The following is an 18,327-nucleotide window of genomic DNA, read 5'->3' as shown; positions in this document are numbered from 1 at the left end:
TCCACATGAGCAACTTCCTCCGTCCCCGCATCGCTGTCGTCGGCAGCGGTCCCTCCGGTTCCATCCTCACCGCGCTGCTCGCCGACAAGGGAGCGGACGTCACCCTTTTCAACGGCGGAAAGCGTCCGGAGATGATCGTCGGGGAATCCGGCATCCCCGCGCTGGTTCCCGTCATGCGGCGGCTCGGCATCGAGGAAGAGGTTGCGGCCATCGCCCAGCACAAGCCGGGCGCCACTTTCGCCTTCGGCAGCGAGAGCCCCATCCAGCTCAGTTTCCGCTCCATCGAGGGCATCCTGCCCGCATACTCCTATAACCTGCCGCGCCCGCAGTTCGACCAGATCATCGAAAACCGCGCGCGCCGCAGCAAGGCCCGTTGGATCGAGAAGGAAGCGGGTATCATCCTCGCTCAGGAAGGCTCCGGCCGCGAGGTCATGTTCGATGACGAAACGCTGGCACTGGTCCCCGAATGGGAAGGCAGGCAGCCGGACTTGATCGTGGACGCGACGGGCCGCCGCCGCACCGTCGCCAGGTTGCTCAAGATCCCCGTGAAAACCGGCCCGCGGAAGGATGCCGCCCATTTCGCCCATTTCACCAACTGGAAGCACCCCGGGCCTCCCGGGCAGATCGTCATTTCCCGCACAGTCTATGGCGGTTGGAGCTGGCAGATCCCCCTGCGCGACTGCATGTCGGTGGGTGTGGTCGTCCCCGGAGAAACGCTCCGGGCTTTCGGCTCCACACCGGAGGAACGCCTGGAGGCGGCCATTGAGAAGGATCCCATCCTCTCCGCCGCAGGAGCGGATCGCCAGCGTATCTCCGGCGTGCCCATCTACTCGAACTACCAACTCATCAGCGACCGGTCCTTCGGCCCCGGCTGGGCGGCGGTGGGGGATGCCTTCGGCTTCGTTGATCCCATGCTGTCCCCCGGGATGTGGATCGCCCTGCGGAGCGGCGAGTGCCTGGCTGATTTGATTAACCCGGACGGCCCGAACGACTGGGATGCGATGCTCCGGACCTATGAGGACGAAATGAGGCACCGGCTGGTTTCCTGGCAGGAACTCATCGAGAAGTTCTACAACGGGGAAATGATGGCCGCCTACGCCACCGGCGAGCGCTTTGCCAACAGTGTGTTCGGCCCGCTGTTCAAGGTGGTCAACCGTCACATCGACCGCCACTTCGCCTCCATGTGCTGCGGGGCCTACACGGAAAAACCCTACAGCCGGAAGCTGCTGGGCTTCCTCTGCAAGAACCCGCGGGGATTCGATCCGGCGAACTACCGGATCGGCGCCTAGGGTCGCCTGTGGCTGCTGCGTCCCGCAGCAGACCGTGGCATCGGCGTCCCGCCGATGTTTTTCCGGAGACTCTGGGTTCCGGTATCCGGTCACTCCGCGGGAAACTCGAAGACCGGCCGCAGCTCGATCACATCGCCCGGCTCGGCAGGCACCCGCCGCGCCCAGCCCAGCGCTTCCTCATAGGAATCCATCTCAAAGATCCAGTAGCCGCCGATGACTTCCTTGGTTTCGATGGCCGAGCCTTCCGTGACCTTGGGCGTTCCTCCGTCAAAGGTCACCCGCGCGCCCTTTTCGATCGGCTGGAGTCCGTCGATCTCGATCATCTTCGCCGCCTGTGCCAGCTCCTCGTTGAACCGGCCCATCTTTTCGATGGCATAGGCCGGTGGCTCGAAATCCTCTCCGGCCCGCTCCTCCGCGGGAGTTCCGGGTTGGTAGACACGTGGGATCATCAACATCAGGAATTTCATGGCGGTGGTGGTTTGGTGGTGGTCGGGATCAGCGCCCGTATCAGGCACCATCCGATAACATGACGGACGGCGCATCCGGAAATGGACATCTGCCGGAAGATTCTCCGTGCGACGGTTCCACATCATCCACAGTGATCCGCCCACCCAGCTACTTCCTCAGCTTTTCGACCGCCTCCAGCGCCTTCTCGTCATGCTTGGTGAGATCCGCCTTCAGGAACGCTGCGTCCTGCGGCAGCAGCATCCGGAAGTTCTCCAGAGTATCGATCCCGGCCTCTCCCTCCGTGAACGTGCAGTCGAGCACATGGCCGCCGTGCTGACGGTCATCGCTGAGGAAATGGAAATGGTAGCCCGGCACGTTGATGCCCTTCACCCACGACGGACAACGGAAGCCCACCAGCGTCCCACGCACGTTCTCCAGGGTGAAGAGCGATTGTTTTTTCGCAGCCTCCGTCAGGGTGGGATAGGGAGGGCTTTGCTTCGGCACGCTGCGCACCTTTATCATCGGAAAGCTGCCCGTCACCTTTACCGCGTAGAACAGGTTCTCTGAGGGGATCTCTGCGTCCAGCCGCTTCTGCAGCGCCTCCAGGGATTCCGTGGCTCCCAGCGCCAGCGTCTTGTCGCTTTTGAAGAAGGTCATCGCGGCAAACGGGGTCTCCACCGTGGCCGGTATCTCCCGCACCTTTCCGTCCGAGGCGATCTGGTAGAACTTCCCATCCAACGCCAGCATCTCCCCGTCCAGATCATCCAGCGTCCCTATCCCGAAGTCACCGGCCTTGCCCAGTTCGCCGAAGCTCACCCCGCCGTCGAAGATGCCCTGCACCAGCGCGTCGATGGTGGATACCTGCACCAGCGTGTCCCCGGCTTTCAGTGAGCCGGTGAAATGGACCGCCGCGATGATGGAGAATGCGGCGAGCGTGGTGCAAAGTGGCAGTTTCATTTCTGATAGATAGACTCCGTGCATTCCCTTTGTGAAGCGGAGATTGATCGCCGGTTCCGCTTGGATGATCTTCTCCCGGATCTGATATCTTTTCCTTTGCCAACTCCGGCGGTCCGCCGATGTTGGGGGCACCTCGTCCTCCACCATGCCAGACAGCACCATCATCCAGGCCCGCGGGGTGGCCAAACGCTTCGGTAATTTCGAGGCCATCGCCACCATGGATCTGGAGGTGGGGAAGGGGCAGTGCGTCGGCCTGCTGGGGCCGAACGGCGCGGGGAAATCCACTTTCATCGGCTGCCTGTATGGCGTCGTGGCGCGCAGCGGCGGGGAGCTTTCCGTATTCGGCATGGACCCGGCCACGCAGGCGCGCGACATCAAGCGCCGGATCGGCGTGGTGCCGCAGGAGAACGCGCTGGATGACGGCCTCACCGTGCTGGAGAACATGCGCATCTACGCCAGCTTCGGCGGGCTGTCACGAAAACAGGCGGACCCGCGTATCCATGAACTGCTTTCCTACATGGCCCTGGAGTCAAAACGGGACGCCACCATCAAGACCCTCTCCGGCGGCATGAAGCGCCGCCTCACCTTTGTCCGTGCCCTGCTCGCCGATCCGGAACTCCTCATCCTCGACGAGCCGACCACGGGACTGGACCCATCCGTCCGCCACCTGCTGTGGGAAAAGGTCATCGAGCTGCGGGAGCAGGGGAAAACCATCCTCGTCACCACCCACTACATGCACGAAGCGGAGGTGCTGTGCGACCACATCATCATCCTCGACAAGGGCCGCGTCGTCGGCACCGGCGCACCGCGCGAACTGATCGAGCGGGAGACACCCGGCTTCGTCGGCATCTTCCCCGCCGGCACGGAGGAGCTGCTGAAACTCCACCTGCAGCCCTCATGGGAGCTGTTCCATCAGGGCCGCCAGTCCTGCATCCGCGCACCGCGTTTCGATGACCTGCTGGACCTCCAGCGCCTTTCCGGCCAGACCGCACTCCAGCTCCGCCCCGCCAATCTGGAGGACGTCTATCTCAAGCTCACCGGGAGTGAACTGAGTGATGATGAATGAACACGGATAAGAGAAAATGAACCATCATTTCCATCTCTTCAATCTGCGTCCATCCGCGTTCATCTGCGGTTCAACTCTTCTTCGTCCACAGCCTGACAACTTCCCATGAGTGAATTCTTCCTAACCCTCCGCCTCGGCTGGCAGGTGGTCATCCGGAACTGGATGGTCTACCGGAAGGACTTCCTCGCGAACATCTCACCCACATTGGCGGATCCCGCGCTCATCCTCGGTTCGCTCGGCATGGGCCTGTCCGGGTTCGTCGGGCAGATCGACGGCATGAGCTACGCGCAGTTCCTCGCGCCGGGCATGATCGCAACCACCGCGCTGTTCACCGCGTTCTTCGAGAGCAGCTACGGCTTCTACGTCCGCATGACCTTCGAGTCCGTGTTCAAGGCCATGCTCACCACGCCCATCGGCGTGCGGGAGGTGGTGATGGGGGAGTTCATGTGGGTTTTCGTCCGTGCCGCGCTCATGGGCCTTGGCGTTTCCCTGGTGCTGCTGGTGCTCGGCCTGCTGCCGAACCCGCTGGCCATCCTCGTCTGTCCGTTCATCGCGGGCTTCCTCTCGCTTCCCTGCGCCGCCATCGGTCTGCTCGCCTCCGCGTGGGTGCGGAACATCAACCAGTTCCAGACCGTCTATTCCTTCCTCATCGCGCCCATCTTCTACCTCTCCGGCGTCTTCTTCCCCATGGCCTCCGGTTCCATCCTGGGCACCGTCGTCCAGTTCTCGCCCTTCTACCACGGGGTGAAACTCATCCAGTTCTCCGTCTGGGGGCATGCTCCATGGGATGCCATCCTCTGGCACTCCGGGCTGCTGGCCGCGTTCACCGCAATCCTCTGCGGCTTGTCCTTCCCGCTAATCGGGCGGCGGTTGACGACGTAGGGGGAAAAGGGAGCGGCCATCTTCACGGTGGCTGCTGCGTCCCGCAGCAGGCCGTGGCATCGGCGTCCCGCCGATGTCTGAAGCGACATCGCCGGTAATCAACCATCGCACCGCAGAGCGCGTTGGCCCCCGACCCTTGACAGGCAGGCCTTCAATCCTACCTTCGCGGCGATGAAATTTCATTCCCCCATGCCGCTGATGGCAGGACTCGCATCCGTGGCATTTTTCGCCGTCACGGACCACGCTGCCGCAGTCGTGATCGCAGGCTACGATTTCAGTTCCGCCTCCGTCACGAACCCGAACAAGCATAACGCCACCGCGGCCAACATTGCCGCTGCCCAGCCGGGTGTCGAGGCGTCGCTTTTCACGCCTGCAGGCACAAGTTCAAAGACCCCCCACCTCGATCTCCATTTCGGATGCGACGAACACCGCCTACATCCAGGGCAGCTATACCCCGGGCATCGCTGACATCTTCACGGGGGAGCGCTACCACACCTTCAGTGTCACGCTCACCAGCGGCTACAACCTCGGATCGCTGACTTTCCAGTACGGCGGCACCAACCTGACCTCCTCGGCCTCCACCACGGCCTTCGCTGCCCAGATCCAGATAGGCACCGCAGCGTTCGCGGATCTGCCGGTTACCAGTGGAGCGACCATCCCGGGCAACACCTCCAGCTACACCCCTACCGGCACCTACAACGCCGATCTCTCCGCCTATCAGAATGTAACCGGCACGGTCACTGTCCGCATCTTTGCCGGAGACAATTCCAACGACAACGGCGCCAGTGCCCGCATCAAGGATGTGGCCCTGAATGCCACCGCTGTCCCGGAACCGGCGACCGCCGCATCCCTCGCCGCGGGACTCGCCGTTTTCGCGCTCCGCCGCCGCAGGCGGGCATGATGGGGCAGGGGAAGGGGCGCATCGGCGTGCGCCTCTCCATAGGTTGTATCCTGTCCGGTCATCGCACCCATTGTGGTTGGAATCTCCTCGGTTCTGGTGACCATATCGGAAAGATAACGCCCTCCCTATGATGCCGCCCTCTTCCCGTTCCAATTTCCTTCTCCGCCGCCTCATCTTCATCCCCTTCGCGTCGCTCACCGTGATCCAGGCCGCCTTTGCAGCGGAGCAGGGGACGCGTGTCCTCGGGGACCGGGAGTTTTTCACCCAAGGCAGCTTCATCGCCTACGCCGCCCCGTGGTCCACGGACTTCGGAGCGGGGAAGGCGCTGCGGCACGGCATCGACTACCAGGATGAGATCACCGTCCGCCCGGAGACCTTTCCCGCGGACGTGGGGATCTCCTGGCACTGGCCGCTCACCCCGCCAAAGGAGACCGGCGTCTATGGCTACCACGCCATCTCCTATGGCAGCTACGATGGCGGCATCCCGGAAAAAGCCATCCCCTCCCGACAGGTGAAAGCCATCGCCACCCTCACGGAGACCTTCCGTTTCTCCACCGCACGGCCCATCGGTGACTTCAATCTCCTCACCGAGTTCTTCCTCACCAAATCCCCCGGAACGGAAGAAAAGGTCGCCGAGGTCGGCTTCTTCCTCCGCACCGCGAAGTCCGCCGTCGAATTCGCCGACGCCGGCGAGCAGCACGGCATCTTCACCGATCCCGCCGGGCGGAAATGGAAAGTCGCCACCCAGTCCGCCCCGCACGGTCCCTACCACATGTTCATCCCGGAAGACGCCGCCGAAGTCCCGGAAGGCACCATCGACTTCAAGGCCGCCCTCGATTTCCTCCGCGCGAAAAAGCAGATCACCGGCGGGGAATGGTTCAACGGACTGGCCTTCGGCATCGAGCCCATCACCGGCTCCGGCTCACTCCATGTGGAGCGCCTTTCCGTCCGCTATGAATAGAGGAGGGGCATAGTGGCTGCGGCGTCTCGCCGCAGGCAGTGATTGTGGCGTACCACCGCAATTCCTCAAGGAAAGGAGGATGTATTCTCATTTCGAGCGCTGCTTGGAGGAAAGCCGTTGGATTGCCACTGATTGCACTGATTTACTGATTTACTGATTTGAAGAGAGAGAGAATCGATTGCCGCTCATTCACATTGCAGCCCTATTATCCAATTCTGAATCAGTAAATCAGCGCAATCAGTTGTAATCTTGACCAAATTCCGGGTGCAGCTTTCCAAAATGAGGTGACCCTGGATAATATTACGTTTTTCCATCACATTGACTAGCAAGGCATTGTCGCCATAGCTCGATTGTACCATCCCAGGGCTTCCAGAGCGACGGCGGGACGCCATCGCCACAGCCTGCGGCGGGACGCCGCAGCCACGTGTCCTTTCAACAGGCGGATCTCGTGCGCATCGGCGTGCGCCTCTCCGGACCTACGCGATCATGTACTACGGATGAATCGACCGTGCGTCATTTCCGCTCCAGAATGATGCCGCTTTCCTGGACGCCATCCAGGACCGCCCCCACAGCACTTCACCCCCGGAAGTTTGTATGAATCTGTTCCGCCGCTTCGTGCGCAGCCATGAACTGTTGATCGCGCTCAGCCTCGTGCTGGTCGTCAATGCCGTGTTTGTCGGCTGCATCCACTCGGGCATCCTCCCGCACAAACTCTACTACTATGGCAGATTTCTCCTGCTCGGGTCCACGTTGGGCACGGTCGTGCTCATTGGCAGTGGATTCTCCGGCGTGTTCGCCCTCCTGCGGCCCATGCTCAAGTGGCGCATCTCCCCCTGGTGGTATCTGCTCGCCTTCACCTGGGCCGCCTCCATGTGCACCCTCACCCTGATGGGGAAGGTAGCCTTCACCCAGGCTTCGCTGTCGATCCTCAGGCCGGACCTCTCGGTCATTCTCATGCCCGCCGTGGCGGTCACGATCTTCGTCGGCTCCTTCGTCGGTGAGATCGTCTGGGTCAGCTACGCCATCCGCAAGCTCTCCGCCCGCTTCACCCCGTTCATCGGCAGCCAGATCGTCGGCGTCGTCTGGACCCTCTGGTGGATGCCAATGGTGTTGCTCAATGTCGGAGTGTTCCCGGACCTACCGCCCTTGGCGCTGCTGGTCAGCATGCTCGGCATCGCCGCCATGTGTTCCTTCGTCTACCACCACACCAGGAGCGGCATCGCGGTCCTGATCCTGCAGATGATGGTCAACTCCTCCTCCGTCATCTTCCCCGTCATCCCGCACACCGGCGGCATCGGCACCTTCGTCGCCTACGGCATCGTCTATTACACCGCCGTCGTCCTGCTCTACCTCCGCTTCGGCCCGAAGCCGATCCTGCCGAGCAAGGCAAGCGAGCCGGAGATCATGGCGGCAGGGCAGGCGCAGTGAGTTAATGAAGCAGACCGGAGTGCGCCACTCCATTTCGTTTCCCGTACCCCCAAATCGTTCGCAGTTCGATCACATCCTTTGCTACTGGTAGGCACCCGGCAGCCGAGCGTTTGCTCTGAAAGGAGCTTAGCAGCGCGGCATTCTTAATGCTTTCAGACCTTCACGCTCACCACCTTGCCGTTCTTCCAGGTGATGAAGGGCATGTTCCAGCGCCTGTGCTCCTCGAGCAGGGCTTTACTCATGGGCTTGGCTGCGGCGATTCCGCGTTCTTCCGGAGTCGTCGGAAACCGTGCCCCGGTGTCTGCGGTCGCGTTTGCCTTGGCTTTCATGGCAAGAGAAATGCTTTTAACTGCCTCAGACTCGCACCTTTCGAGCAAAGGGTCAAAGTCGAAGACCGCTGAGTATTGTTCTAAATCGTCACCGGCTCCGGCAGCTCCTCGTTGAATTTGCACATATTCTCCATCGCTCTCCCTCCTCCTAAACAAAGTCGTCCCCGGCACGCTCCACAGCGGGGTTCCGCGCTGGTATACATGGAGAATCATAAACATTTGGTGGGTTGATGGTGATTCGGTTGGAACGATGCTCTCAGTCTCATGGCGGAGAGACGATAACGAACAGCGGATCAGGAAATGGACAAGATTTAGATCTCTTGCCGTTGATTGATTCAGAGAATGGCTCCGCCTTGAATGCCTATAGGCAACATATCGGCCAAGGTATTACAATGCAGGGACTGACCCCTTTAATTGATGGCGGCTGCTTGGATCGCCTCCGTAGATCTATTACTAAAGGAACTATGAATTGGCGATTTAGAAGCAAGCAAGGGTGGATGCCGAGCCACTCTTTAATGCTGCGAATGCCAAATACATTTGCCAATATCTCCCAGGGCGGTCGGCGTGCCTCTCGCCCACCACCCCGCCGTTATTCTCGGAACTAAAGTTCAAGAATCGCTCGTGGATTAATCATCGTCCTCAAGATTTCTTAATGTAATGTTTCTTTTGTTGAGCTCGTTGATAAAAAAGGAAAGACTTGGACTGTTAATTCCGGTTTTAAGTAATACTTTGGATTTTGTGTATTCTTTTGAGGCGAAATCATAGCTCGAATAGACTTTTTCATTTTTGCTAATCCATCGAAGCGATCGAGCATCCAGTCTATCTCTTAAATTTGGACAAGCGCCAATTCGATCGGTGCAGTTGGCTATCTGCTTTCTTTTTGCATTGTTAAACCAAAGTGGCAGCAGCCAGCATTCCAGTTGCTCGACAGCTATGGCGAAAATAAACTTGTCCCCGTATGCTTCCCAATCCTCAGCGCCGATTTCCTTTTTCAGTCTCTCAGTGACTTTGAGAATAAGCTGATCGGGTGACAATGTTCCATTCTTATCGCGTTTCGGCACATCAAATCCTGGATCTTCGGAAACATCTGTATCTATCTGGATTATTAAATAGTCGTGGTATGAAAATGCTTCCCGGTATTCTTTTTGTCTCAGGTATTGGATTACGAGTGTCCAGCCTCCGTGGGGGTCTGATTCTAAATTGGGCCTTTCTTGATGGATGTCGGGTTCTCTTTGGTTTTTGAAATAACCGACCAAAACATTTGTTAGTATTGCGTGATCGGTTACGCCTTCGCAGATCAAGCCAAAATCGGGCATGGTAAATTTTTTAAAAATGTTCAGGAAGGCCGCCTATCAGGCCCCTAACAAAGGCTTCGGATAGTCTAACTGGATTTACATTGTTTATTCTCTTGGGTGCTTGAACCCTTCGGGCTATTGTTCTTCCTTCGCTGTCCCGTCTGATAGTGTAGAGGCGCTGATTTGAGTCAGTTAAGTCCAAGCCGTCTAGAATGGCGGGATTGTGCGTAGTACAGATTATCTGCTTATCATATTTTTCTGCAAGTTGAATTATTTGTCTCATTGCCTCGGTGCATAAGCGCGGGTTGAGAGCGTTGTCGATATTGTCGAATGCGAAAAACTTTGGTGTTCTCCAGCTGATGACTGCAGAAAAATAGAAAAGAAGATACAAGAAACCCTCGTTTGCACTCCTTTGGTCGAAAGTTTTCCGCTCGGGATCGATCCATCGATCTCGGATTTTAAGTTTGGCCTGATTTACAGATGAATCGTCAGGAGTAATAAAATCGTCAAACCAGCCAAATAAATGTAGCCGGGCTTTCAAATCTTGTAGTCTATTTTCGAACTTTGGATCAGAGAATGTTTGGAGTAATCGAAATAGTCCTTCGCCTTTAGGGCCTAATGGTAGGGCGGCGCCTTCTGGTGGCGGAGTTCTTAATGTCGTGTTTTCAGGCGCAAATATGATGAAATCTGAAAGTGACTCGGCTTTCAGTAGATCTTCTTGCTTCTCGACTTCATCCACCGCACCCATCAGTATTGCGATAAAATGGATCGGATCTGACTTTAGTGAATCCTTTAACTCAATCAAATCGGAATCTGTTTTAAAGCTTGGAAGCTCGAACAGAGAGTCAATGGCTTCTCTGGCCTTTATTTGCCCCTTCTCACCTAGATCCAAGAAGCGTTTTTTGTATTTATCGGCATTTGAATCATTCGAAAAATAATTAGTTATCCAACCTTCAAAAGATCCATCCTCCTTGTTTATCTTTGGTGATAAAGAAAAAGGTTCGCATTTTTTCCCTTCCCCATATGCAATTGTAAATTGCATCGAACCATTTGGTTTTGGCGGATCAGAAGAGTCGTCCTGTGGAAATGCGGGCAATACCCATTCAAAAGAGGTGTCCCTAATCCCGCGCGAAGTGAGGTAACTATTGTCTAATTTTTTTGCAACTGAAGCGCTTGCGAATCCTATTCCCTCCAGTAAGTTGCTCTTTCCGCAACCGTTCTCTCCAATGATAACGGTGATTCGGCCTAGTTTTAGCTTTAGGTCGCGAATGCTTTTGAAGTTCTGAATTCTAATCTCTTTAATCACAATTGATAAAGTTTTCTATTGCGGGTTGCCACTAGATGGCAGGTGTCTTCTGGTGTTCTAAGATAGGCTTTGGCGGCGCACTGCATTTTCCTTTGCGGATCGTGTAGGATAGTGCCTTTTTGTGTGAAGACTACAGGCATCGTTTTGTGGGTCAACGTTTGTCGTTGTATGTTGCTGGCGCGCTCCGTTAGGAATCAGGCAGGCACGTACACCTCCGCGCCCGCCTCGGCGAATTCCTTGCTCTTCTCATCCATCCCGGCTTTCAGCGCCTCTTCCTCGCTGAGGCCCTGTTCGGCGGCGTATTTGCGGACGTCGTCGGAGATCTTCATGGAGCAGAAGTGCGGGCCGCACATGGAGCAGAAGTGGGCGGTTTTCGCGCCGTCCTGGGGGAGGGTTTCGTCGTGGAACTCGCGGGCGGTTTCCGGGTCGAGACCGAGGTTGAACTGGTCCTCCCAGCGGAACTCGAAGCGGGCCTTGCTGAGGGCGTTGTCGCGGTATTGGGCACCGGGGTGGCCTTTGGCCAGGTCCGCGGCGTGGGCGGCGAGCTTGTAGGTGATGACGCCGACCTTGACGTCGTCCTTGTTCGGCAGGCCGAGGTGTTCCTTCGGCGTGACGTAGCAGAGCATGGCGCAGCCGTACCAGCCGATCATGGCGGCGCCGATGCCGCTGGTGATGTGGTCGTAGCCGGGGGCGATGTCCGTGGTCAACGGCCCGAGGGTGTAGAAAGGGGCCTCGTGGCACCACTCGAGCTGCTTGGCCATGTTTTCCTCGATCATGTGCATGGGCACGTGGCCGGGGCCTTCATTCATGACCTGGCAGCCCTTCGCCCAGGCGCGCTCGGTGAGCTCGCCCTGGACCTGGAGTTCGCCGAACTGGGCCTTGTCATTCGCATCCGCGATGGAGCCGGGGCGCAGGCCATCGCCGATGGAGAAGCTGACGTCATAGGCGGCGCAAATGTCGCAGATTTCGTCCCAATGAGTGTAGAGGAAGTTCTCCTTGTGGTGGGCCAGGCACCACTTCGCCATGATGGAGCCACCGCGGGAGACAATGCCCGTCATGCGGCTGGCGGTGAGCGGGACGAAGCGCAGGAGCACACCGGCATGGATGGTGAAGTAGTCCACGCCCTGCTCCGCCTGCTCGATGAGCGTGTCGCGGTAGAGTTCCCAGGTGAGATCCTCCGCCTTGCCGTTCACTTTTTCCAGCGCCTGATAGATGGGCACGGTGCCGATGGGGACGGGGGAGTTCCGCAGGATCCACTCCCGGGTGGCGTGGATGTTCTTGCCGGTGGAGAGGTCCATCACGGTGTCCGCGCCCCACTTCGTGGCCCAGCGCATTTTCTCCACCTCTTCCTCGATGGAGGAGGCGACGGCGCTGTTGCCGATGTTGGCGTTGATCTTGACGAGAAAATTCCGGCCGATGGCCATCGGCTCGCACTCCGGGTGGTTGATGTTGAGCGGGATGATCGCGCGGCCAGCGGCAACCTCGCTGCGGACGAACTCCGGGGTGATCTCCGCCGGGATGCGCTGAGGGAACCGGCCGAAGATGCCCGGGGTGTAGGGGCTGTCCGGGGACTGGTGGGATCCGTTGTGCTGCTTGTCCAAGTGGTTGCGGAGGATGTCATCCTTCATGTCCGCCATCTGGGCGCGGCGCATGTTTTCCCGGATGGCGACGTATTCCATCTCCGGGGTGATGACGCCGGCGCGGGCGTAGGCGAGCTGGGTGACGGCCTTGCCGGTGGCGCGCAGCGGCTGGCGGCGGTCGGCCGTGAGGCCGGGGAACTCGACGAACTTGTTGGCGCGCTCCGATTTCGAGGCGAACTCGACGTGCTTTTCCGTCAGGTAGCCGTTGTCCTGCGGCTTCACCGGGCGGCCCTCGTAGGCCTCGACGTCGCCGCGCTTCAGGATCCACTCGCGTCGGAGGGCGGGCAGGCCTTCCTCGACGGTGCCGGTGAAGGCGGGATCGCCCCACGGGCCGGAACAATCATAGACGCGGACCGGCGCGTTCGGCTCGATCTTGCCGTTGAAGGACTTCGTGTCGGAAAGGGAGATCTCGCGCATGGGGACCTGCACCTCCGGGAACAGCTCGCCCTGGACATAGACCCGGGTGGAGCGGGGCAGGGGGGCGCGGGAGGCGTCGTGTTTCACGGTGGATGCGTCAGGAGCCGGGGTGCCGGTGGATTCGTCGGTGGAGATCATGGGAGAAGAAAGTTTGCTGGTTTTCAGTGTTCAGTTTTCAGGAAGACTTGTGAGGCGGTAGGAAATGAAAATGGCCACGTTTGCGGAAAACGTGGCCGGAAGAGAGAAGAGGGATGGGCTCGACTTCCTACGGCGGCGTGACCCGCGTCAGGTTCGGAGGGTCTATCCCGCGCATCGGAAAATCTCGGCTCCATGATCGAGGAGCACCCCTGTCGTATGTGGGGAAACGCTGGAGGATGCCGTTCTTTGTGTCAAGAAAGCGCTGGAGGGGGAGGAAGGGACGGCAGTCAGCCTCATTTGGTCCTCGTTTCATCCCGTTCGGCCAGGCGTTCGGCCTCCGCACGGGATTTGCCCTGCCGCTGGTAGGCCTCGATCCGGTGGGGCCGGGCAACGGCATCCAGGAAAGGCTTGCGGATGCCTTCACCGGTCGATGGCGGTAGCTGGAGGCAGCCGCATGACAGGATGATCATCAGCGAAAGGGCGGTCGGCTTCATCGGTACCGGGACGTTCTGCCATGGATGCCGGGGGGATATCCAACCGAAAGAACGACGGCGGGAAGCGGGATGGAGAGAAATTTCAAATCTGTGTAAGTATTTCTTGATCTGGTTGCCCGAATCAGCAACGGTGCGCGCCCGGTCGCGGGGCGTAGCTCAGCCTGGTAGAGCGCCTGCTTTGGGAGCAGGATGTCGTCAGTTCGAATCTGGCCGCCCCGACCACTTAACAACCTCCTTTTCAGGAGGTTTTTTTGTGCCTGCGTGGAGATGAAAGAAGGGCAGGACCAATTATCTGGACCAAATTGGGAAGCAGCATGGGATTTACTGCAAAGGCGAAGTCGATACCCAATCGGTGCTCCTTCCTGACTCGCCAATGCCGCCGGTGGACAGGAATGGGAGCGCAGCAGACATAGCGGCTCGCCGCAATGTCCACCCTCCTTTCTGGGTATTTTTGTCTGATCCTTGTGGACTTTCCCACGCCCGACCTTTGGGATCAGTGGATGACCCTCCTCCGGTCCACCGCTCTCGGATTATTGCTGCTCGCCCTGTCCTCCTGTGGCGATCCGCAGGCTGCCGCAAAACGGGCCGCCGCCGAGCGGGAGATCGCCTTCGCAAAGGCGGAAGTGGCTTCTTTGGAACTGAGAATCACCAGTCTGAAAGACGATGTCGCCACCTATGAGAAGCACGCAAGCCGCCCGGAGGAGCCGGAGTATGCGGCGGTGATCCCGGAGGCGCGGACAAAGTGGATGGATGCGCGGGATGAACTGCGGGACGCCGAGCGCAGGCGGGATGAAGTGTCCCGCACGATCCGGCAAAAGGAAGCGGAACTGGATTTTAATCGCTAGAGGGCGTGCGGATGGAGCCCTGCTCCTTCCTTCACCGGCGTCTCCGCCGGTGGACGAGACCGATCAATGCCAGCGATGCGAGCGCGGCCGCTGTCGGCTCCGGCACGGTCTCGACCCGGACGTTGTCGAGGTAGAGCACGGAAGTGCTGGTGTTGCCCACAGCGGCTAGGAAAGCGGTGGTGGTCTGGGTGAAGGTAAGGCTGGAACTGAAACCGGTCACGGTGCCGCTGCCGATGAGGTTCAGCCCATTGAAGGCGCTGATGTTGAACTGGCTGGAACCCTGTGTGTAGCTGATGACGAACGAAATGAAGGAGTAGTCCGTGTCATTGTCCGCGGCCGTCGCGGAGTAGGTGCCGAACTCCGCGAGAACGACCGCGGAACTATGGTTGGGTGCCGCATTCTCCGAGCGGGCGGCATAGAGGATCAGGGTATCGCTGGCGTTTCTTCCAAAACCGAGCGTCAGCGTCTGTGCGGTGACGGTATCACCGTTCGTGGCGGTGCTGCGCAACAGCATGCGGGGCAGGGAGTTTGTGTTTTGTGCGGCGCTGCCCAGGGAGGTGACGGCGAAGTCCGCGCTGATGCGGAGTTCATTCTGGCCCGGCAGCGCCGTGCTGAAAGCGGGCAGCGCATCCATGTCGAGCACCGCCGAGCCACCGTTGGAGGTGGAGACATCGGAGATCATGATGGCGCGGGTTCCGTTGGGACTCGTGTCGGTGTAGCCTGCGGTATTCCCACCCACGGGATTGTTCGCAAATCCGGGCGTGGGATCCGGCGTCGTATTGAAGTCCGAGGCGAATACCAGCACCGCTTGGGCGGTGGATGGCAGGAATACCGCGGTGAGCGCCAGCCAAAGGCAGGGGGGAAATGGGTTTTTCATGGCTTACTGATTTATGGAGGGGCGCTCGACCGGGGTCAAGAAGGCTGTGGGCACCCGCCATGGGGTTCTCGGGTTTTCCCCATGGCAAAGCGCATGTCGGTGGACGGCAAAGCGCACCCCGTTCAGCGTCCGAGGATCTTCGGATCGTCGTTGCCGATGTCGCTGCGCACATTGTCCCGGCGGACATCCTGTGCCGTGCGGCGCTGCTTGGGGGCGACATTCGCCGGAGAGGTGGGGGCTGGAGGGGCGCTGTCCTGGTGTTCGGTTTTTTTTGGTTTCATGGTTTCAGTTGGATTGGGGTTCGCGTCCCGACCCGCATGCTTCGTGCCATCCGGCTCCACCTCAGTTCTGCGCCCGCACCACGCGCAGCCGGATGAAGCGTTTCCCTGCCGCCGTCTCCGGAGTCAGGTCCCTTGCCTGGATCGTCCTCATTCGTCCATCGTCCTCCATGGTCGTCAGTTCCACCGCACCGGGGTCGGATCGCCAGTCCACCAAATCCGGCGATACCTCCGCGACACAGGAGATGTCCGGAGATATCCGCCTGCGGAAGGTGAGTGTCTGGTAGCCCGCGGCTCCGATGACGATGCTGCCGCGGGTGCCCGGTGGAGTCGGGTCTCCAGCCTGCGGCTCACTCCCGGAAACGAACTCCAGCAGATTGTTCAATCCATCGCCGTCCGGGTCGGCCAGATCTCCGGAAATGGAGGGATCATTGAGATGGGCGGCGTTGAATTTCGAATGCCGCCAATCATCAAACGGCCTGTCATGAATGGCCACACTGGCGGATTGGACGGTGGTATCCGCGAGGTAGCCTGCACCCGGAGCAAGCGCCACGCCGACGGACTCCGTGCCCTCCGCCAAGGTGTCGGCCAGCGGGGAGATGGGGAGCGAAACCGTCGCCGCTCCGGCGGGGAAAGTCGCCGTGGCTGGTAGGGCCGTATAGTCGGAACCAGGGGTGGCATCTCCGGAGACGGCGAGCTGGACGGTCAGCGGCTGGGTGGTTGACTGCGTCCGGCTGAGAACGATCTGCCCGACGGGTGCGCCGGGGCCGTAGGGCTCCGCCGTAGTGGTGTTCGCCCCCCACAGTGACACCCGGACATCGGGCTCCGGGACGGTGCCGTCCCGGTGGACGAAGCGCACCGCATCCGCGATGACATAGCCGTTGTTCACATCGATCAACGTCCCGCTCGTGCGGATGGTCACGCTGCCCGCCGTTTCGGAGAATCCTTGGTTGAAGGTATGCTCGCCGAGGGAGTTCCAGGCACCGCCGTTGGTCTTCTGGTTGACGGACACGGTGGTGGTGCCGGCGGGCAGATTGATGTCCACCGGCACATTCGTTGCCCGGTTTCCATTTTCCGCCCAGCGGAGGAATATCTCATACTTTCCTGGCTCCGGCAGGGTGGGTGTGTAGCGGACGGACTTCGTGCCCTTGCCCGTGTTGTTGTCGTGGAGGTAGCTGCCGTTGTGCGCGCCGGTGCTGGCACTGCTGGCCAGCCACTCGCCGGTGGTCGTCACCCCGGTGGCATCCGCATTGTCCACGATGATGCCGCCCACCGGTTCCGTGCTGGCCACGGTGAGCTTCATCTTGTCCGCCAGCAATTGCGCCCGCAGCTTCGGGTAGGATACCTGCTGGACGGAGACGCCGTCATCGATGGCGAAGCATGCGGCGGTCGCGGCCGACTGGCCGGTCATCATGAAAACCGGCTCCATCCGGAAGGAGCCGAACGAAACGTGGCTGGCGGACAGGCACCAGGGGACCAGCAGATTTTCGCACTCGCCCACCTTCGGCACGATCGCCCGGTAGGAGATGGGATAGGGACCTTTGACATTGATCTGGACGTCCCCTTCGTTGCGGACATGGCCGCTGGCATTCACGTAGCGCTGCGTGTTGTGGGAGTCCATCGTGTAGGCCGCCAGGCCGATGGAGTCCGGCGCGACCTCCACCGCGGTGCAGTGTTTCTCCGTCATCACATAGTCGGAAATCATGCGCCGGGCCTCGCGGATGTAGAGCTGATAGGGCCAATGGTTGTTGTCGGGGAACTCGTCGAGCGGCAGGCCCCAGGCGGCGTTGGCGGTGCGGATGTTCTCCGGCACGCGCGGGTGGTTCTGGATCGTCCAGACCAGCCCCCGCTGCCATCGTTCATGCTCCCTCACCACTTGCTCCCGGGTGGCATAGTCCGCCTCGACGTAGTTGTTGTTCCCGCCGATGTAGTCGCAGGATACGGCACCGTCATTGTTCGAGTCCGTTTTTCCATTCGGCATGCCGTCCCACTTGAAGAACCGCGTGCGGGTGAACGTGGCCGGGTTCGACTCGATCCAGCGGAAAAGGATCTCATACTCCGCTTCATTGTAGCCTTCCGGTTTCGTGATCATCACCCGGTTCGCCGGGACGTTCGTCAGGCACATGCGGAAGCAGTAGGCCTGGATCAGGCCATCCGCGGTGCCATTCGCCCCGCTGGGATTCGGGTTCACGCCTGGCAGCAGGCCGCTGGAGGGATCGTTCGGGACGACGTAGGCGCTCACCGCGCGGTCGAACTGATGGCCGGAAGTGTTGCGCTGGATTCCATTGATCGTTTCACCATAGGTGGCGTTCGCTTCCCGTCCCACCGTGTAGCTCACACCGGCTTTCTTCAGCAGGTCACCCTCGTAGGACGCGTCGATGAACATCGTCGCCCGGAAGACATTCCCGTTGTCCATGGTGACGGAGACGATCCTTTGGCCATTCATCACCACGCTTTCGATCCGGGAGAAATGGTGGACCGGCACCCCGGCATCCGCCGCCATTTCATCGAAGACCTGCTCAGCCCGCTTCGGCTCAAAGGTGAACCTGGCGCCGGAGGCTCCGTATTTCGCGCCGACACGGGTGTAGAACTCCCGTGACAGTCCCTGGATGTAGTCATTTCCAAAACTGCCGATGTCAGTCTGTCCGAGTCCGGAGGAGCTCAGGCCGCCCAGGTGGTTGTTGAAGTTCAGCAGCACCACGGACTTCCCCATCCGTTTCACCTGCACGGCGGCCGTGACACCACCGGCCGCGCCTCCATAGACGCAGACATCCGTA

17 protein-coding genes, 1 tRNA gene and 1 riboswitch are annotated in these 18,327 nt (G+C 59.8%); of the genes, 8 read left to right on the top strand and 10 right to left on the bottom strand.

What is annotated here, in order from left to right; translation table 11 throughout:
* Nucleotides 1–5: 5 nt before the first annotated feature.
* Complete coding sequence (locus OVA24_RS13715) at nt 6–1,289, top strand: NAD(P)/FAD-dependent oxidoreductase (RefSeq protein WP_267670427.1); 1,284 nt, start codon at nt 6–8, stop codon at nt 1,287–1,289.
* An 89-nt stretch (nt 1,290–1,378) separates the two neighbouring features.
* On the opposite strand, the gene OVA24_RS13710 is transcribed toward OVA24_RS13715, so the two are convergent.
* Together OVA24_RS13710 and budA are read right to left on the bottom strand one after the other, a co-directional pair.
* Entirely contained in the window at nt 1,379–1,756 is a 378-nt protein-coding gene (locus OVA24_RS13710) for a YciI family protein (protein WP_267670426.1), read from the bottom strand.
* A 148-nt stretch (nt 1,757–1,904) separates the two neighbouring features.
* Complete coding sequence (gene budA, locus OVA24_RS13705; protein ID WP_267670425.1) at nt 1,905–2,693, bottom strand: acetolactate decarboxylase; 789 nt, start codon at nt 2,691–2,693, stop codon at nt 1,905–1,907.
* Between the two features lie 145 nt (nt 2,694–2,838).
* Here budA and OVA24_RS13700 point away from each other — a divergent pair, with 145 nt between their 5' ends.
* The 5 genes from OVA24_RS13700 to OVA24_RS13680 all read left to right on the top strand — a co-directional run bounded on the left by OVA24_RS13700 (nt 2,839) and on the right by OVA24_RS13680 (nt 7,931).
* Nucleotides 2,839–3,759 carry an ABC transporter ATP-binding protein gene (locus tag OVA24_RS13700; RefSeq protein WP_267670424.1) on the top strand — a complete coding sequence of 307 codons (921 nt, stop codon included), beginning with the start codon at nt 2,839–2,841 and terminating at the stop codon, nt 3,757–3,759.
* Between the two features lie 105 nt (nt 3,760–3,864).
* Nucleotides 3,865–4,641 (top strand): ABC transporter permease, encoded by a 777-nt coding sequence (locus OVA24_RS13695; protein ID WP_267670423.1) that lies wholly within the window; start codon nt 3,865–3,867, stop codon nt 4,639–4,641.
* A 328-nt stretch (nt 4,642–4,969) separates the two neighbouring features.
* Nucleotides 4,970–5,542 carry a PEP-CTERM sorting domain-containing protein gene (locus tag OVA24_RS13690; protein WP_267670422.1) on the top strand — a complete coding sequence of 191 codons (573 nt, stop codon included), beginning with the start codon at nt 4,970–4,972 and terminating at the stop codon, nt 5,540–5,542.
* A gap of 127 nt (nt 5,543–5,669) precedes the next feature.
* Complete coding sequence (locus tag OVA24_RS13685) at nt 5,670–6,503, top strand: hypothetical protein (RefSeq protein ID WP_267670420.1); 834 nt, start codon at nt 5,670–5,672, stop codon at nt 6,501–6,503.
* A gap of 594 nt (nt 6,504–7,097) precedes the next feature.
* A complete protein-coding gene (locus OVA24_RS13680) occupies nt 7,098–7,931 on the top strand; it encodes a CPBP family glutamic-type intramembrane protease (protein WP_267670419.1) in 834 nt (277 codons plus the stop codon).
* Nucleotides 7,932–8,083: 152 nt separating this feature from the next.
* Here OVA24_RS13680 and OVA24_RS13675 read toward each other — a convergent pair whose 3' ends face one another.
* From OVA24_RS13675 to OVA24_RS13655, 5 genes are all read right to left on the bottom strand, one after another.
* Nucleotides 8,084–8,260 (bottom strand): hypothetical protein, encoded by a 177-nt coding sequence (locus OVA24_RS13675; RefSeq protein WP_267670418.1) that lies wholly within the window; start codon nt 8,258–8,260, stop codon nt 8,084–8,086.
* A gap of 626 nt (nt 8,261–8,886) precedes the next feature.
* Nucleotides 8,887–9,576 carry a hypothetical protein gene (locus tag OVA24_RS13670; protein ID WP_267670417.1) on the bottom strand — a complete coding sequence of 230 codons (690 nt, stop codon included), beginning with the start codon at nt 9,574–9,576 and terminating at the stop codon, nt 8,887–8,889.
* 10 nt (nt 9,577–9,586) lie between these two features.
* Nucleotides 9,587–10,861, bottom strand: coding sequence for an AAA family ATPase (locus OVA24_RS13665; protein WP_267670416.1), 1,275 nt, complete (start codon nt 10,859–10,861; stop codon nt 9,587–9,589).
* Nucleotides 10,862–11,055: 194 nt separating this feature from the next.
* Nucleotides 11,056–13,056 carry a phosphomethylpyrimidine synthase ThiC gene (gene thiC / locus OVA24_RS13660; RefSeq protein WP_267670415.1) on the bottom strand — a complete coding sequence of 667 codons (2,001 nt, stop codon included), beginning with the start codon at nt 13,054–13,056 and terminating at the stop codon, nt 11,056–11,058.
* A gap of 107 nt (nt 13,057–13,163) precedes the next feature.
* Nucleotides 13,164–13,277: riboswitch (TPP riboswitch) on the bottom strand.
* Nucleotides 13,278–13,349: 72 nt separating this feature from the next.
* The gene (locus tag OVA24_RS13655; RefSeq protein WP_267670414.1) at nt 13,350–13,550 is read right to left on the bottom strand and encodes a hypothetical protein; all 201 of its coding nucleotides are present in this window, start codon (nt 13,548–13,550) and stop codon (nt 13,350–13,352) included.
* Between the two features lie 145 nt (nt 13,551–13,695).
* Here OVA24_RS13655 and OVA24_RS13650 point away from each other — a divergent pair.
* Together OVA24_RS13650 and OVA24_RS13645 are read left to right on the top strand one after the other, a co-directional pair.
* Nucleotides 13,696–13,772 (top strand) — tRNA-Pro (locus tag OVA24_RS13650).
* Between the two features lie 278 nt (nt 13,773–14,050).
* A complete protein-coding gene (locus OVA24_RS13645; RefSeq protein ID WP_267670413.1) occupies nt 14,051–14,395 on the top strand; it encodes a hypothetical protein in 345 nt (114 codons plus the stop codon).
* A 31-nt stretch (nt 14,396–14,426) separates the two neighbouring features.
* Here the strand turns inward: OVA24_RS13645 and OVA24_RS13640 are convergent, their stop codons facing one another.
* The 3 genes from OVA24_RS13640 to OVA24_RS13630 all read right to left on the bottom strand — a co-directional run bounded on the left by OVA24_RS13640 (nt 14,427) and on the right by OVA24_RS13630 (nt 18,278).
* Nucleotides 14,427–15,272 carry a hypothetical protein gene (locus OVA24_RS13640; RefSeq protein WP_267670412.1) on the bottom strand — a complete coding sequence of 282 codons (846 nt, stop codon included), beginning with the start codon at nt 15,270–15,272 and terminating at the stop codon, nt 14,427–14,429.
* A 122-nt stretch (nt 15,273–15,394) separates the two neighbouring features.
* Nucleotides 15,395–15,553 (bottom strand): hypothetical protein, encoded by a 159-nt coding sequence (locus OVA24_RS13635; RefSeq protein ID WP_267670411.1) that lies wholly within the window; start codon nt 15,551–15,553, stop codon nt 15,395–15,397.
* Between the two features lie 61 nt (nt 15,554–15,614).
* Nucleotides 15,615–18,278, bottom strand: a complete 2,664-nt coding sequence (locus tag OVA24_RS13630) for an FAD-dependent oxidoreductase (protein WP_345783386.1) — start codon at nt 18,276–18,278, stop codon at nt 15,615–15,617.
* Nucleotides 18,279–18,327: the final 49 nt, after the last annotated feature.

The organism is Luteolibacter sp. SL250 (assembly GCF_026625605.1).
Lineage (GTDB): Bacteria > Verrucomicrobiota > Verrucomicrobiia > Verrucomicrobiales > Akkermansiaceae > Luteolibacter.
Note: the sequence above shows the minus strand (reverse complement) of the source record. Positions and strands in the feature narration are given on the sequence as shown.

Excerpts from the sequence above, each read along its gene's own strand:
- OVA24_RS13715 (WP_267670427.1), top strand. The coding sequence starts at position 6 with ATGAGCAACTTCCTCCGTCCCCGCATCGCTGTCGTCGGCAGCGGTCCC.
- OVA24_RS13710 (WP_267670426.1), bottom strand. The coding sequence starts at position 1,756 with ATGAAATTCCTGATGTTGATGATCCCACGTGTCTACCAACCCGGAACT.
- budA (WP_267670425.1), bottom strand. The coding sequence starts at position 2,693 with ATGAAACTGCCACTTTGCACCACGCTCGCCGCATTCTCCATCATCGCG.
- OVA24_RS13700 (WP_267670424.1), top strand. The coding sequence starts at position 2,839 with ATGCCAGACAGCACCATCATCCAGGCCCGCGGGGTGGCCAAACGCTTC.
- OVA24_RS13695 (WP_267670423.1), top strand. The coding sequence starts at position 3,865 with ATGAGTGAATTCTTCCTAACCCTCCGCCTCGGCTGGCAGGTGGTCATC.
- OVA24_RS13685 (WP_267670420.1), top strand. The coding sequence starts at position 5,670 with ATGATGCCGCCCTCTTCCCGTTCCAATTTCCTTCTCCGCCGCCTCATC.
- OVA24_RS13680 (WP_267670419.1), top strand. The coding sequence starts at position 7,098 with ATGAATCTGTTCCGCCGCTTCGTGCGCAGCCATGAACTGTTGATCGCG.
- OVA24_RS13675 (WP_267670418.1), bottom strand. The coding sequence starts at position 8,260 with ATGAAAGCCAAGGCAAACGCGACCGCAGACACCGGGGCACGGTTTCCG.
- OVA24_RS13670 (WP_267670417.1), bottom strand. The coding sequence starts at position 9,576 with ATGCCCGATTTTGGCTTGATCTGCGAAGGCGTAACCGATCACGCAATA.
- thiC (WP_267670415.1), bottom strand. The coding sequence starts at position 13,056 with ATGATCTCCACCGACGAATCCACCGGCACCCCGGCTCCTGACGCATCC.
- OVA24_RS13655 (WP_267670414.1), bottom strand. The coding sequence starts at position 13,550 with ATGAAGCCGACCGCCCTTTCGCTGATGATCATCCTGTCATGCGGCTGC.
- OVA24_RS13645 (WP_267670413.1), top strand. The coding sequence starts at position 14,051 with ATGACCCTCCTCCGGTCCACCGCTCTCGGATTATTGCTGCTCGCCCTG.
- OVA24_RS13640 (WP_267670412.1), bottom strand. The coding sequence starts at position 15,272 with ATGAAAAACCCATTTCCCCCCTGCCTTTGGCTGGCGCTCACCGCGGTA.
- OVA24_RS13635 (WP_267670411.1), bottom strand. The coding sequence starts at position 15,553 with ATGAAACCAAAAAAAACCGAACACCAGGACAGCGCCCCTCCAGCCCCC.